Source organism: Gordonia sp. 852002-10350_SCH5691597 (assembly GCF_001665715.1).
GTDB classification, from domain to species: Bacteria; Actinomycetota; Actinomycetes; order Mycobacteriales; family Mycobacteriaceae; genus Gordonia; species Gordonia sputi.
Genome location: NZ_LZMO01000211.1, coordinates 30,487 through 45,049, shown reverse-complemented (window position 1 = coordinate 45,049; position 14,563 = coordinate 30,487). Strand labels below are relative to the sequence as shown.

General features: G+C 65.7%; 10 protein-coding genes and 1 pseudogene. 4 read left to right on the top strand and 7 right to left on the bottom strand.

Annotated features, from left to right (window positions below; translation table 11 throughout):
* On the bottom strand, nucleotides 1–537 hold a 537-nt coding region (locus A5777_RS15410; RefSeq protein ID WP_331710601.1), incomplete at its 3' end, for a styrene monooxygenase/indole monooxygenase family protein.
* 40 nt (nucleotides 538–577) lie between these two features.
* The gene (locus A5777_RS15405) at nucleotides 578–1,399 is read right to left on the bottom strand and encodes an SDR family oxidoreductase (RefSeq protein WP_064863298.1); all 822 of its coding nucleotides are present in this window, start codon (nucleotides 1,397–1,399) and stop codon (nucleotides 578–580) included.
* A gap of 223 nt (nucleotides 1,400–1,622) precedes the next feature.
* On the opposite strand from A5777_RS15405, the gene A5777_RS15400 reads away from it, so the two are divergent.
* Nucleotides 1,623–2,594 (top strand): AraC family transcriptional regulator, encoded by a 972-nt coding sequence (locus tag A5777_RS15400; protein WP_064863297.1) that lies wholly within the window; start codon nucleotides 1,623–1,625, stop codon nucleotides 2,592–2,594.
* 65 nt (nucleotides 2,595–2,659) lie between these two features.
* Here the strand turns inward: A5777_RS15400 and A5777_RS15395 are convergent, their stop codons facing one another.
* Together A5777_RS15395 and A5777_RS15390 are read right to left on the bottom strand one after the other, a co-directional pair.
* The gene (locus tag A5777_RS15395; RefSeq protein ID WP_064863296.1) at nucleotides 2,660–3,808 is read right to left on the bottom strand and encodes a lipase family protein; all 1,149 of its coding nucleotides are present in this window, start codon (nucleotides 3,806–3,808) and stop codon (nucleotides 2,660–2,662) included.
* A 153-nt stretch (nucleotides 3,809–3,961) separates the two neighbouring features.
* Nucleotides 3,962–6,031: a prolyl oligopeptidase family serine peptidase gene (locus tag A5777_RS15390; RefSeq protein ID WP_064863295.1), complete on the bottom strand. Its 2,070-nt coding sequence runs from the start codon at nucleotides 6,029–6,031 to the stop codon at nucleotides 3,962–3,964.
* A gap of 192 nt (nucleotides 6,032–6,223) precedes the next feature.
* On the opposite strand from A5777_RS15390, the pseudogene A5777_RS15385 reads away from it, so the two are divergent.
* Nucleotides 6,224–8,753: pseudogene (locus tag A5777_RS15385) on the top strand (excinuclease ABC subunit UvrA).
* A 187-nt stretch (nucleotides 8,754–8,940) separates the two neighbouring features.
* Here the strand turns inward: A5777_RS15385 and A5777_RS15380 are convergent.
* On the bottom strand, nucleotides 8,941–10,149 hold the full coding sequence (locus tag A5777_RS15380) for an oxidoreductase (RefSeq protein ID WP_064863294.1): 1,209 nt from the start codon (nucleotides 10,147–10,149) through the stop codon (nucleotides 8,941–8,943).
* Nucleotides 10,146–10,745, bottom strand: coding sequence for a TetR/AcrR family transcriptional regulator (locus A5777_RS15375; protein WP_064863293.1), 600 nt, complete (start codon nucleotides 10,743–10,745; stop codon nucleotides 10,146–10,148). Before A5777_RS15375 ends, A5777_RS15380 begins: the two co-directional genes overlap by 4 nt.
* Before the next feature lie 116 nt (nucleotides 10,746–10,861).
* Here A5777_RS15375 and lpdA point away from each other — a divergent pair, with 116 nt between their 5' ends.
* Nucleotides 10,862–12,247: a dihydrolipoyl dehydrogenase gene (lpdA, locus tag A5777_RS15370; protein WP_082933692.1), complete on the top strand. Its 1,386-nt coding sequence runs from the start codon at nucleotides 10,862–10,864 to the stop codon at nucleotides 12,245–12,247.
* A 223-nt stretch (nucleotides 12,248–12,470) separates the two neighbouring features.
* Here lpdA and A5777_RS15365 read toward each other — a convergent pair whose 3' ends face one another.
* The gene (locus A5777_RS15365) at nucleotides 12,471–13,325 is read right to left on the bottom strand and encodes a universal stress protein (RefSeq protein WP_064863291.1); all 855 of its coding nucleotides are present in this window, start codon (nucleotides 13,323–13,325) and stop codon (nucleotides 12,471–12,473) included.
* A 164-nt stretch (nucleotides 13,326–13,489) separates the two neighbouring features.
* Between A5777_RS15365 and A5777_RS15360 the strand changes: the two genes are divergently transcribed.
* The gene (locus A5777_RS15360) at nucleotides 13,490–14,374 is read left to right on the top strand and encodes a DNA-3-methyladenine glycosylase family protein (protein ID WP_064863306.1); all 885 of its coding nucleotides are present in this window, start codon (nucleotides 13,490–13,492) and stop codon (nucleotides 14,372–14,374) included.
* The last annotated feature ends 189 nt before the right edge of the window (nucleotides 14,375–14,563 follow it).

Genomic DNA, 14,563 nt, shown 5'->3' with positions numbered 1-14,563 from the left:
GGGCATTCCCGTGACATAGGTCAGCGAGAGCGCGCGGGCGGGTGCGCTGAAGGTCGAGCGCTCGTCGTCGCGCGTGAACATCTGGGCGATCTCTCCCTTGCCCGCGGCGACGATGATGAGATCGGATGTGGTCGAGTATCGTTCGAGCGCCGCGATGTCGGCAGACTCGATCACGAAGTTTCCACCGCGACTGACGAATTCGTCGATGAATCGCGGCATCTTGACCCGCTGGTCCACCGATCGTGCGGGGAGATCGAGGCGTGCCTGCCACTCGAATGCCGGTGTCCGGTCGGGTCCGGGGACGGCGAACCCGATGCCGTCGACGTCGGGACATGACTGTGTCCAGAAATCGAGTCCGAGTGCAGCCTCACGCGCGAGCGAGGAACCGAACATGCACTGACTGGAGGTGACACGTCCCGTGGCGATCTGCTCAGGTGTGCGGTCGGAGACGACGGTGACGTCGTACCCGTTGCCCAGGAGGCCGATCGCGAGTTGGAGGCCGGACTGGCCTGCGCCGACGATGGTGATAGTTGGCATGGTGTCTGCTTTCTCGTGAAAAGGGTTGCGCTGCATCTGATTACTGTGCGAGAAGTGGGATAGCTGCTTCGGAGCGTTCGGGACCGATGACGGAATAGCCACCGTCAACGGCCCAATCGGCGCCCGTGACGACAGAGGCCTTGGCGGAGGCCAGGAACGCGATGACGTCGCCGACCTCGGAGGGATGGCCGACTCGGCCGGTCAGGTGGAAGGGGGCTGCGACGGAGTCGGTCTTCGCGCGATCGTCTCCGGAGAGTTCGCGCATGATCTTCGACCAGGTCCATCCGGGACTGACCGAGTTCACGCGGATGCCGTCGGCGGCATAGTCCATGGCCATCGACCGGGTCAGTTGCACCACGGCGGCTTTACTCGCCGGATAGACCCACCGTCCGGTCTGGGCGACCTTCGACGAGATGGAGCCGAAGTTGACGATCGCTCCACCGCCCCTGGCGAGCAAATGCGGCCGCACAGCCTCGGAGAGCATCGCGACGCTCACCAGGTTGACGTCGAGCGCCCGTAGCCAGTCTGCCCTCGTCGTGGCCGCGCCGTCGTCGACGTACGAACATGCGAGATTCACCAGGACGTCGATTCCGCCGAACGTGCCGACCGTCGTCGACACCAACGTCGCCAACGAGCGATCGTCGGTGAGGTCGGTCTCGACGAAGACGATGCCCGGATCGCTGTCGGCGAGTTGCTTCCCGCGATCGACGTCGATGTCGGCGACGACCACCGATGCACCGGCATCGCGCAGGCTGCCGACCACACCCCAGCCGAGGTCGGTGGCGCCGCCCGACACAATCGCCACGCGTCCGGACAACGGCGTCGCGGCGTCGGACGAGGAGTTGAGTTCGATGGGTGTCATGCGATCTCCGTTCTTGAGTGGACGTATCCGCTTGGGATGCGACCAACGCTAAGAACTCCGTGAACTGGAGTCTGTGCGCGATGCGCAGGTCTTATCCGCTATGCGCACATGGATCGGAAGTTGACGGGATCGAATCGAACCCGGAACGCAGAGTTAACACGGTTTCCTGACGGCGGTCAGAATTGCGCAGTATCTTGAGTGGTGACAGCAGGAGTGAACTGCCATGACCTTGCCGCTTTCCCGTTATCCGCTCGCACAGTCGACTGACGTCGACGATGCGCGAGCACGAGTCGGGGATGCCTTCTGCCGGCACCAATTGGCGCCGCTGGACGGACGAAGTTCCTTCGCCGCGCGATTCCACGGAGTCGAACTCGGCGACGTGGGGCTCTATTACCTCGACTACGGCAGCTCGGTACGGATAGACCCTCGCGATCTCGACGACTTCTACCTTGTGCAGGTTCCGCTTGACGGGTCGGCGATCATCGCCGGTCGTGGATGGGAGATGGAGTCGACGACGCGGATGGCGTCGATCCTGCAGCCCGGCTCGCCGGTGTCCATGCGCTGGAGTAACGGCAACCGGCAGCTATTGGTGCATATCGACAGCGATGCCCTCCACGACCGACTTCGTCGACGTCTCGGTCGGGTGCCGCGCGAGTCGATCCGATTCGATCCTTCGATGCGACTCGATGGTGACCGCGAGAACGCGTGGGTGCGGTTGGTCAAGACGCTGGTGGACGGGGTCGACACGCTCGGCGCCGGGCCGCAGGACCTCGCGATCGGTGAACTCGGGAACGCGGTGATGAACCAACTCCTGCTCAGCCAGTCGAACAACTACTCCGACGAACTCCATTCCGCGCGTTCGGTATCGGCGGTCCCGCGGCCGGTGCGCCGGGCCGCGGACCTGTTGGCGGCTCGCGCGACCGAGCAAATCAACATCCCCGACATCGCCGACGAGGTCGGCCTCAGTGTCCGATCGCTCCAGATGGGCTTCCGCACCCACTTCGGGACGACTCCCTCAGGACACCTGCGGTCGTTGCGGCTTCGGCGGGTGCACGACGAACTGTCGGCGGCCGATCCGACGACGACGACGGTCGCCGACGTCGCGGTGCGATGGGGCTTCACACATTTGGGGCGTTTCGCCGCCGCCTACCGCGACGAGTTCGGTGAGACCCCCGCGACGACTCTGCGGAGCTGACCAGACGAGAACTCCTGCGACGTCGGAGATCCGGCGTCGCAGGAGTTCTGTTGTGGGGGAATCGGTTACGAGAGAAGCCTGCGGAGCACGGTCACCGATTGGGGTGTGGTCTTCGCGATCACGTCATAGTGAGTCGCATCGACGAGGTCTAGGTGGGCTTGTGCGCCGTTGGCGAGAAGCTGAGTCGTCAACAGTGCACTTCCGGCCGTCGGCACAACCGTGTCGTGCGTGCCGTGTTCGATGGTGATGGGTTTCCGCTGACCCGCGACCGGTACGGACATGTAGGTGCGCAGTGCGTCGGCGACTGGACCGATAAGCGGTTTCGCGAGCACCTGGTTCGGACCGAGTGACGAAACGGCGCTGCGGAGATCGAAGATGCACAGCTGCGGCGCGCGGTCGACGAGCGCGCGTCCACGGGGCGTGAGATAGGAGTCGAGGTGGAGGTCGGGCCTCGAATCACGGAGACCGTAGAGCACATAGATCAACGTTGCGGTGAGGTTCTTGATCGGACCGATCGACGGGACCTCTGGGCCGAGCGCTCCGAGCGCGGTCTCGGTGTTGGACGCCGGCGCGAATGCCACCGTGCCCCGAAACTTGGTCGCGGCGGTGCCACTGACGAGCGCGCTCGCGGTGATGGCCGCCTGACCACCCTGTGAGTGCCCCGCTGCCGCCCATGTCTGGGAGAGTTGCGGAAGTGCCGTGTGCGCGGCGCTGACCATGTCGACGACTGCGTGGGATTCGGCAGAACTGTTGAGGTAGTGGTGTTTTCCGTTGGGAGTCAGCCCGACGTAGTCGGTCGATACGACGGCGATTCCAGCGCGCAGGAGTGCCTCGACGAGCGGCTCTGCCATCTCGACGGCGGGAGGCGCTGGCAGATTGTGGGTCAGCGCGTAATCCATGCTGCACTTGTTCCCGACACCGACTGTTCCCTTGGCCCAGCTGACAACTCGCCAACCGCCCGCAGGCGGAGTGCCGCGCGGCACGTAGATCTGTCCGGCCGAGACTGCGGGATGACCGTATTCGTCCGTCGTGGAGTAGTTCATGCGGTATCCGGCAGCGGCATCGTGCGGCAGTCGGTCGGCGGAGATCGCCGATATCGCGGTCGGCGTACCAGAGACCGACGACGTCGGAGGCGATGCGTGAGCTGTACCGATCGACGGCGATACTGCTGCTGCGGCAACGAGAATCGCTGAGATACGGGCGACTGTCGTCATGGTTCGACGGCGAGAGTGTGACATGTGGACTCCTGTGGGTACGAGTGTTTGTAGCGTATATCAGACGGTCGTCACAGGAGTGCCATGTAGCGGGACGCACGGTCGGCTCCGTCTGTGATCCGAAGCGCCATCGGACGTTGGGGTGGAGTCAGCTCACCGACGGTCGGTCTCGCCCAGTGTCTCCCAGAGAAACTCGTAGGCAAGCGCCGACTTGTATGCCGCCTGCTTGTTGTCGGCGGCGCCGCCGTGGCCGCCCTCGATGTTCTCGTAGTAGTCCACGGTGTGTCCGTTTTCTTCTAGCCGCGCAACGAGTTTGCGTGCGTGACCGGGGTGTACGCGGTCGTCGCGGGTCGAGGTCGTCACAAGGATCGGCGGGTAGTCGACGTCGCGTCGGATGTTCTGATATGGCGAGAACGGCTGCATGAACGCCCACTCGTCGGGGTCTTCCGGATTGCCGTACTCGGCCACCCACGACGCTCCCGCGAGCAACAGGTGATAGCGGTACATGTCGATCAGCGGCACCTGGCAGACGAGCGCACCGAAGAGCTCGGGATAGCGGGTGAGCATGACGCCCATCAGCAGTCCGCCGTTCGAACCACCCTGTGCACCAAGCTGTTCCGGAGTCGTGAAGCGTCGGATGACCAGATCCTTCGCGACGCTGGAGAAGTCCTCGTAGACCAGATGGCGTCCCGCCTTCTGGGCAACGGTGTGCCATGCGGGGCCGTACTCGCCGCCACCGCGGATGTTGGCGATCACATAGATGCCGCCGCGTTCGATCCATGCCCTCCCGGCAACTGTCAAATAGCCTGGGGTGAGCGCATTTTCGAATCCGCCGTACCCGTAGAGCAGCGTCGGACCACTCGTGACGTCGGTCCGTCGGACGACGAAGTAGGGGATGAGCGTGCCGTCGTCGGAGGTGGCGAAGTACTGCTCGGTGGTCACCGATGAGGCGTCGAAGAACGCGGGGCTGTGCTTGATCACGGTGGCGTCGTCGGAGCCGATCGTGCCGTGCAGCAGGCTGGGCGGTTCGGTGAACGACGTGGCCGACCAGAACACTTCATCGCTGTGGTCGGGATCGGTGTCGAGCACGGAAATCGTTGCCAGGCCCGGCAATCCGGCGATCTCGACGGGCGACCAGTCGCCAACGGTCAGCACCGTGATCGATGTGTGCACGTCGTGCAGCGTCGTGATGATCAGGTAGTTCTTGGTGAACGTGAAGTCGACGAGGCTGGTGTGGCCGTCCGGCTCGAACAGGACTGTGGCGTCGCGGTTTCCGTCGAGGTAGGCCGGATAGTCGAACGTGAGGAGCGTGCCGGGCGCGTACGTGGGACCGTCGGGGCCCGACGGCGACCACTCCGAGCGCGTCATGACCAGCAGCCAGTCGCGTCGTACGCCCGCATACGCATCGGTGGGGACGTCGATGAGGACGAGCTCGCCGTCGCGGTTCTCGAAGAGCAGAGAGTTGAAGAAATCCGTTGCGCGGGAGACAAAGTGACGTTCGAACCTGGGAGTGTCGTCGTAGACGGCTCTGATCGAGATGTCCGACGGTTCGCCGGTGAAGACGGTGACGGCGTCATCGAGTGGGGTGCCGCGCGTCCAGCGTTTCGCGATGCGCGGGTATCCCGATTCGGTCAGCGAGCTGTGCCCGTCGGGTGCGGTACCGAAGTCGGTGCCGACGTAGACGTTGTTTTCGTCGATCCAACTCACCGTCGACTTGTTCTCGGGGAGCGTGAATCCGTCGGTGACCCAGGTGCGTCTGGTGAGGTCGAATTCGCGCACCACCGCGGCGTCGGCACCGCCGCGTGACAGCGAGATGAGCACGCGCCGATAGTCGGGGCCGCTGTCAGTTGTCGAACGCAGCGCCGTCGCGCCCTTCCACACCCAGTTCTCGTCCTCGGACCTCGCGAGCTCGTCGACGTCGATCAACACGTCCCACTCGGGATCGTCGGTGACGTAGGAGTCGAGTGTGGTGCGGCGCCACAGGCCGCGCGTGTTGGTGGCGTCGCGCCAGAAGTTGTAGAGGTAGTCGCCGCGGCGTCGAACGTAGGGAATTCGGTCGTCGGTGTCGAGGGCTTCGAGGGTCTGCTCCTCTATCTCGGCGAATCGCTTCGACGCGGTCAGCCGGTCGACGGTCGGGGCGTTGTGCTCGCGCACCCAGTCGAGCGCGGAGTCGGAGGTGACCTCCTCGAGCCACAGGTATGGGTCGGTGCTCTCGGATGTCATCGGTGCGCAACCTCTCGTCGTGGACGTCTGCCGGGTCGATCGTCCGCTCACGCGGACCTACTGGCCAAAATAGCGCGCCCGCGCAGTGGGGTCGGTGTGCTGCTGGTCGCCGATGTCGGCAGCGTGTCGATACCGTCGGGCGTGGATAGGCTCGATAGGGTGAGCCGTTCCGTCGAGCATGTGTCCGCCCCAATGCGCCGCAGTGCAGAGCCCGATCAGATCTCCGTCCGCGGGGCTCGGGTGAACAATCTGGCCGACCTCGACGTCGACATCCCGCTGCGCGCGCTGGTGGGGATCGCGGGAGTGTCCGGGTCGGGTAAGTCGTCGCTGGCGCTCGGGGTGCTGTACGCGGAGGGGTCGCGGCGCTACATCGAGGCGCTGTCGACCTACACCCGACGACGCATGGCGCAGGCGGCGCGTGCGAATGTCGACTCCGTCGAACACGTACCGGCGGCGCTCGCACTGCGACAGCGACCTGCGCCACCGGGAGTGCGCTCGACGTTCGGTACGTCGAGCGAGTTGCTCAACGTGCTGCGGCTGATGTTCTCGCGCCTGGCGTCGCACAGATGTCCCAACGGCCACTACGTGCCCCCGACGATCGACGTCGCTGCCGAACGGCCGTTTTTCTGCCCGGTGTGCGGCGCGCAGGTCGACGCTCCCGGCGCCGAGGATCTCGCCTTCAACTCGCGCGGCGCGTGCCCGACGTGTGCGGGGACCGGCGTCGTACGGACCGTCGACGACGACGCGCTCGTCCCCGACCCCGACAAGACCCTCGACGAGGGCGCGGTGGTGCCGTGGAACATGTTCGGGTTCAACGTGCAGCCTGCCATCGCCCGCGAGTTCGGGGTGCGCACCGACGTGCCCTGGCGCGACCTCACCGATGACGAACGCGAGATCGTGCTCGACGGACCTGAGGAGAAGAAGCACATCACCGTCACGTCGAAGAAGGGCGTGCACGATCTCGACTTCACCTTCCGTAACGCCCGACTCACGGTGACCGAAGAGCTCAAGCGTGCCGACAACGAGAAGCGGCTCGCTCGAGTGAGCCGATTCCTCACTGTCGGAACCTGTCCCACCTGTGACGGCACACGATTGAGCGACGCGGCGCGGGCACCACGGATCGGCGACGACAACCTGGCGGATATCACCGCGCTCTCGCTCGACGATGTACTCGCCTGGGCGCCAGGGGTTCCGGCGACACTGCCACCCGAGATGCGGGAAATGGCACAGGGGCTCGTCGACACGCTGTTCGATATGGCGCGACGACTTGTCGAGTTGGGCCTCGGCTACCTCACCCTCGATCGCGCGGGCGCCACGCTGTCGACGGGCGAGCGGCAGCGCGTCCAACTCGCGCGGGCGGTGCGCAATCGGACCACCGGCGTGCTCTACGTTCTCGACGAGCCGTCGATCGGTCTGCATCCCGCGAACATCGAAGGCCTGCTCGGTGTGATGAACGACCTTCTCGCCGACGGTAACTCGGTGGTCTTCGTCGACCATGACGTGCAAATTCTGCGCCAGGCGGAATGGCTCGTCGAGATCGGACCCGGATCGGGAAGCGACGGTGGCAGGGTCATCGCACAGGGGACGGTGTCGACGGTTTCCGACGACCCGGATTCGCGCCTGGCCGGATTCCTCACCGGCGCAGAGGATGTGGTGGTTCGCGCGCAGAGTTCGCGCGACGAGGTGTTCGCACTCGGCTCTTTTCATATCGAGACGTCGGCGATCCACACCGTCGAACCGTTGGTCGTCGACATCCCGCGCGGTCGGCTCGTTGCCGTCACCGGGGTGTCGGGCTCGGGCAAGACCACGATGGTGCTCGAGTCATTTGTACCGGCGTTGGCGGCGTTGTCGACCGAACCTCCGGCGCGGCTCCCGCGGCATGTCGTCGAACTCGGTGTGCCGGAACTGCCCTCGGGCAAGAGATTTCGTCCCCAGGTGGTCGACGCGACGCCGATCGGTATCAATGTACGGTCAACTGTCGCAACCTATTCCGGTGTGATGGACGATCTCCGTCGGGCCTACGCCGAGACCGACGCCGCGAGAGCTGCGGGTCTGACCGCCTCGGACTTCTCCTACAACACCGGATCGCTTTCGTGTCCGAGATGTGAGGGGACGGGCGAGGTCTCACTCGACGTGCAGTTCCTGCCCGACATCGACATCGTGTGCCCTGAATGCAAGGGGAGCAGGTTCGCGCCGCGTGCGAGGGAGTTCACTCGCGACGGAGTGTCGCTTCCGGAGTTGCTCGGTTACACGATCCGCGACGCTGCGCGCGCAGTGTCGGGTCTGGCGCGAGTGACCAAGCGGCTCAAGGCTCTTGACGAACTGGGTCTCGGCTACCTCACACTCGGGGAATCGACGCCGGCGCTGTCGGGCGGCGAGGCGCAGCGTCTGAAACTGGTGAATCAGTTGCACCGCGACCAGTCCGACACGGTGTTCGTCCTCGATGAGCCGAGCGTCGGGCTGCACCCGCTGGACGTGCGCACGCTACTGCAGGTGCTGACTCGACTGACCGAGCGCGGCGCAACGATCATCGTCATTCGAGCACGACCTCGACGTGATCGCCAACGCCGACTATGTCATCGACATGGGGCCAGGGGGTGGGGAAGCGGGCGGTCGGATCGTCGCGGTCGGCACACCTGGCGAGGTGGCGAGCAGTTCCGCGTCGATCACCGGCCGCTACCTCGCCGAGCACACGTCCGCGGGTCCGCTACCCGCTGGTTGAGCCGGGCGTTATTCCGCTGATTGAGCCGGGCTTTATTCCGCTGGTTGAGCCGGGCGTTATTCCGCTGGTTGAGCCGGGCGCGAGCGGAGCGAGCTCCCGTGTCGAAGCCTGCGGGGTGGGCGCAGTGATTTCGACTCGGGCCTCCGCTGGCGCTTCGGCCCGGCTCACTCAGCGGGAGGGGGGTGGCTCACTCAGCGCCGACCTCTTCGCGCAGCGGGCACCTCGTGCGCGAATAGATCGTCGGCATGCACAGGTTGCAGTGAGTGCACAGCGAGCGCACGGCGGGGTCGTCGGCGATCCGCAGCGGTAGGTCGGGTTCGCGCAGCAGTGCGCGGCCCATCGCGAGAAAGTCGAAACCCTCAGCCAGCGCCGTGTCCATCGTTGCGCGGTCGGTGATGCCGCCGAGCAGGATGATCGGCAGGTCGACGCTCTCACGCAGCCTGCGGGCCAGCGGCATCAGGTAGCCGGGGTGATAGTCGTAGTGCTTGAGGAAGAAGGGGCCAGCGGCCTTCAGTCCCCACCGCATCGCGCCGTGGAAGGCGTCGGCGAAAGCCTCACGCGGTGCGTCGCCGTGGAAGAGGTACATCGGGTTCAGCAGTGAGCTGCCTGCCGTCGGCTCGATCGCGTCGAGGTGGCCGTCCGATTCCAGAAGTCGCGCGACCTCGCATGCCTCGTCGACATCGAATCCGCGCCACCTCCCGACACCGCCCACGCCGTCGTACATGTTCAGCTTCACCCAGACGGCAGCCGAATCGCCGACCTCGTCGCGCACCGACTCGACCACTTCGCGCGCGAGCCGCGCACGATTGACCAGTGTGCCGCCGTATCCGTCGCGTCGATGGTTGAGCAGAGGTGAGAGAAAACAACTGATGAGATAGTTGTGGCCGCAATGGATTTCGAGTCCGTCGAAACCCGAATCGACCGCGATGCGCGCCGCCCGTCGAAACGATGTGCGGAGATCCGCGATGCGGTCAGCCGAGATCTTTTGTGTCACCGACATTCCCATCGGCGCCGGAATGCGCGACGGACCAAGGGCTTTCGCGCGATTCGACGCCGAGTTCGCGACCGGCCCCGCGTGGCCGAGCTGGGCAGCGGCAAGGGCACCTTCGGCGTGGATGGCGTCGGTGAGCCGGCGCAGCCCCGGTGCTGCCTCGGGACGCATCCAGATCTGATGTCGATCGGTCCGCCCCTCGGGGCCGACCGCGCAGTACGCAACCGTGCTCATGGCGACGCCGCCCGCAGCCACCTCGCGGTGGAACTCGACGAGATCGTCGGTGACGAGTGCGTCGGGGGTCGCACCCTCGAACGTCGCACATTTGATCAGGCGGTTGCGCAGCGTCAGCGGACCCAGTCGTGCCGGTGCGAAGGGATCGGGGGTCGGCGACGAGCCGTTCACGGGTTGTCCTCGGTACCGGCCGCGGTGCTCGTGGCCGCAGGCTGACCGAGTCCGGCTGTGACGAACTCGCGGAGCGACGCCACGTCGTCGTCGGACAGCGGACGGTCGGCGGAGAAGCGCGACAGGATCAGCTCGAATGCAAGTGCCCAGCGTCGGCGAGCCTGGTCGTGGCCGAGGCCGCCGACCATCGCGACCAGCATGTCGGCCCACCGGTCGAGATCGAACCAGGCGCCGTGCCAGGGAGCCTGGGGACGCGCGTGGACGAAGCGGGCCAGGAGTTGCAGATGCAGATGTCCGGCGGGGTCGCGCTGGATCTCGACGAACGGGGTGATCACGACGTCGACCAGCGCGGCGACGGAGTCACGTGAGACATCGACGGAGCCGAGTGCCGCCGCCCACAGCGGGGCGAGACGCGCCTCGAGCAGTGCCGTCGCGAGCTGATCCTTCGATCCGAAGTGGTAGTGCACGGCCGCCGGATTGGCTCCCGCGCCCGCGCAGATGGCGCGCACGGAGACGGCGTCGTAGCCCTCGATGAGGAAGAGGCGCTCGGCTGTCCGCAGCAATTGCTCGCGGGTGGGTGATGTGGACACGCTCATGCGGCGATTCAATCAGTGATTGAACGACGCGGTGGCCGATTTGCGGCAACGGTCGATTCGGACCAGTACGGGGGACGTTCTGCGCGCAGGTTGGCCCTAGTCGTAGGCTGGCAGTCGTGGCTGATCACTTTGAAACAGTTGTCCTGGGAGCAGGTCCAGGTGGGTACGTGGCCGCGATCCGGTCCGCCCAGTTGGGCATGAACACCGCCATCATCGAAGAGAAGTATTGGGGCGGTGTCTGTCTGAACGTTGGATGTATTCCGTCCAAGGCGTTGCTGCGCAACGCCGAACTCGCCCACATCTTCAACCATGAGTCGAAGACGTTCGGGATGTCCGGGGATGTGACCTTCGACTACGGCTCGGCATTCGACCGCAGTCGTAGCGTCGCCGACGCGAGCGCCAAGGGCGTGCACTACCTGAACAAGAAGAACAAGATCACCGAGATCGAGGGCTACGGCACCTTCGTCGACGCCAAGACCATCAAGGTCGGCGACCGCGAGATCACCTTCGACAACGTCATCATCGACACCGGCTCGGTGGTCAAGCTCCTGCCGGGCGTCGAGCTCTCCGACAACGTCGTCACCTACGAGACCCAGATCCTCACCCGCGATCTGCCCGGCTCCATCGTCATCGTCGGCGCGGGCGCGATCGGCATGGAGTTCGGCTACGTGCTCGCCAACTACGGCGTCGACGTGACGATCATCGAGTTCCTCGACCGCGTGCTCCCCAACGAAGACATCGACGTCTCCAAGGAGATCGCCAAGCAGTACAAGAAGCTCGGCGTGAAGGTCCTGACCTCCACCGGAGTCCAGACCGTCACCGACAACGGAAACGACGTCACCGTCACCTACAAGGACGCCAAGGGTAACGACGGAGAGGTCACCGTCGACCGCGTGCTCATGTCGGTCGGCTTCGCTCCCCGCGTCGAGGGCTTCGGACTCGAGAACACCGGCGTCGAGCTCACCGATCGCGGCGCCATCGCAATCGACGACTTCATGCGCACCAACGTCGACGGCATCTACGCGATCGGCGACGTCACCGCCAAGCTCCAGCTCGCACACGTCGCCGAGGCGCAGGGCGTCGTCGCCGCGGAGACCATCGCGGGCGCCGAGACCATGACGCTCGGCGACTACCGGTTCATGCCGCGCGCGACGTTCTGCCAGCCGCAGGTCGCCTCGTTCGGACTGACCGAACAGCAGGCCAAGGACGCGGGCTTCAACGTCAAGGCCACCACGTTCCCGTTCAGCGCGAACGGCAAGGCACGCGGCATGGGCGAGACCGCGGGCTTCGTCAAGCTCCTCACCAACGCCGACACCGACGAGCTTCTCGGCGCACATCTCGTGGGCGACAACGTCTCCGAGATGCTGCCCGAACTCACGCTCGCGCAGAAGTGGGACCTGACGGCCAAGGAACTGGCCCGTAACGTCCACACCCACCCGACCATGAGCGAAGCAATGCAAGAAACGTTCCATGGCGCGATCGGGCACATGATCAACCTGTGAGCCGCGCGTTGCGTCGTGTAGCCATGGCGCGATCGGGCACATGATCAACCTGTGAGCCGCGCGTTGCGTCGTGTAGCCACGGCGCGATCGGGCACATGATCAACCTGTAGAACACCCTGCAGCACAACCGAATACACGCGAGCCGGGACCGACGACAATGTCGGTTCCGGCTCGCGTCTCTTCAGCGACGAGGCTTCAGGGTAGGAGAGTCACGGCGCGGGAATCACGGCACGATGATCAGGGGGCACTGGGCTGAATGCAGAACCCGTTGGCTCGTCGATCCCAGTAGAAGCCCGGTGAATCCGCCGCGCCCGCGACTGCCGACGACGACGACGTCGGATTCGGCCGAGGCCTTGGTGAGTGCGGCAACCGGAGCGTCGTCGACGATCTGTGTGGTCACGCGCAAGCGGGGCAGGCGTCGTTTGATCGCTTCGACAGGTACGGCGAGTGTGCCTTCGATCTGGTGTGCGGCTGTGGTGAACGTTTTACGCGAGTGGTCGAAACCCGTTGCGTCCCAGGCCGAGAGCACGACAAGTTCAGCAGCTCGATCGGTCGCCTCGTGCGCTGCCCAATCGAGCGCCTCCAGTGATTCGGGAGAACCGTCGACACCGACGGTGACCCGACCGTTGGGTCCGACGTCGTCGCTGTTCTCGCGTATCACCGCGAGGGGGCAGACCGAGTGCGACGTCAGCGCTGACGCGGTCGACCCGATGAAAGCCGCTGTGAGACGGCCGGTCCCGGACGCGCCGACGGCCACTATCGACGACGCCCGCGAGCGCGCGAGCAACTCGCCACGCGGCGAACCGGTGACGATGTGCGTGCGCGGCGCGAGATCGGGGTCCTCGTCGAGGGCGACCTCCGTCGCCGCATTGAGCGCGGCCTTGGCGCCCAGGCGCGCGGCGTCGAAGAATGTTTCGGGTACGGCGTACTCGATCAGTGGGGGTGATGCCGCCTCGACTGCGAAGACGATGTCGAGGGTCGTCTGATGGATAGATGCTGTGTGCGCTGCCCAGCGCGCCGCTGCCAATGCGTTCGACGAACCGTCGATGCCGACGGTGATGGGTTCCGAGTACCTCATGACCCGAGTGTGCGCTGGTCAGCGACGCCGATCGTGAGGCTTACGTCCCAACCGGCGCGGGTCGCACGGCCCCCAACGGCGCCAGTGTGCTATCCGAGCGATGTCGGACACGACGACTACAGTCGAAGAGGCGCGGGCAGGAAGGCTTGGGCAGGGAGAAACCGATGAGCAGGGGCGAGGCCACACGCTTGTGGACACCGTTGCAACCGGTCGACGTCCGCGCGACGCTCGGGCTGCACCGGCGTGGCAGCGGCGACCCGGCTTTCCGATACGGAGCCGACGGTTCCATCTGGCGCGCGGTACACACTCCGGACGGACCGGGCACGCTGGCCGTCGCCACCGACGGTTCGACGATCCGCGGGCGTGCCTGGGGTCCCGGCGCCGCGTGGCTACTCGAGCAGATGCCGGACATGCTCGGCGCCTCAGACGACCCGGCCGCACTGGTGCCGAAAGACGCTGCCGTCGCTCGATTGGTCGCGGCGTCGACCGGATTGCGTATCGGCAGCAGCGGCCGCGTGTGGGAGGCGCTAGCGCCGGCGATCCTCGAGCAGAAGGTCGTCGGGACCGAGGCGTGGCGGGCGTGGCGGCACATACTCAGGCGGTTCGGCGAACCCGCTCCGGGACCGGTTCCGCGCGACATGCGCGTGCCACCCCCGCGGGCCGACTGGGCGCGGATTCCGGTGTGGGAGTGGCATCGCAGTGGTGCAGAGCCCGTGCGGATGCGCACCATCAGAGGTGCGACGGCACTGGACGTCGAACGTCACCACGACAAGCTGGAGGTGCTCCGCGGAGTCGGCCCGTGGACTGTCGCGGAAACCCGAGCGCGAGCCGTCGGCGACACCGACGTCGTCCCGGTCGGCGACTACCACATCCCGGCTCTCATCGGCCATACGCTGATCGGGGAGAAGGTCGACGACGCCGGGATGCTGGAGCTGCTGGAACCCTATGCGGGCCAACGCTATCGAATCGTGCGCATGGCCGAACTCCACGGCACCTGGGCGCCGCGTCGGGGGCACCGAATGTCGGTCCGCGACTATCGGGAGCTGTGATCGGCGTCGAGCTGCGCTGATCGACGCGTGCATTTCAGTCCCGGTGAGTGGAAGTATTTGCGGCGCAGTTGAGCTGGGCCGATACGTTCGCCAGCGGAGTGCGGCGGTGGCGGCGATTGGTGTGATCGCCACGTCGGCGCCGACAATTCTTCCCAACATCGACACCCGCGGGGGTGGTCTGGAAAGGAA

What these genes read in the sequence shown, in the direction of transcription:
- A5777_RS15405 (WP_064863298.1), bottom strand. Translation starts at nt 1,399, where the DNA reads ATGACACCCATCGAACTCAACTCCTCGTCCGACGCCGCGACGCCGTTG.
- A5777_RS15400 (WP_064863297.1), top strand. Translation starts at nt 1,623, where the DNA reads ATGACCTTGCCGCTTTCCCGTTATCCGCTCGCACAGTCGACTGACGTC.
- A5777_RS15395 (WP_064863296.1), bottom strand. Translation starts at nt 3,808, where the DNA reads ATGACGACAGTCGCCCGTATCTCAGCGATTCTCGTTGCCGCAGCAGCA.
- A5777_RS15390 (WP_064863295.1), bottom strand. Translation starts at nt 6,031, where the DNA reads ATGACATCCGAGAGCACCGACCCATACCTGTGGCTCGAGGAGGTCACC.
- A5777_RS15375 (WP_064863293.1), bottom strand. Translation starts at nt 10,745, where the DNA reads ATGAGCGTGTCCACATCACCCACCCGCGAGCAATTGCTGCGGACAGCC.
- A5777_RS15365 (WP_064863291.1), bottom strand. Translation starts at nt 13,325, where the DNA reads ATGAGGTACTCGGAACCCATCACCGTCGGCATCGACGGTTCGTCGAAC.
- A5777_RS15360 (WP_064863306.1), top strand. Translation starts at nt 13,490, where the DNA reads ATGAGCAGGGGCGAGGCCACACGCTTGTGGACACCGTTGCAACCGGTC.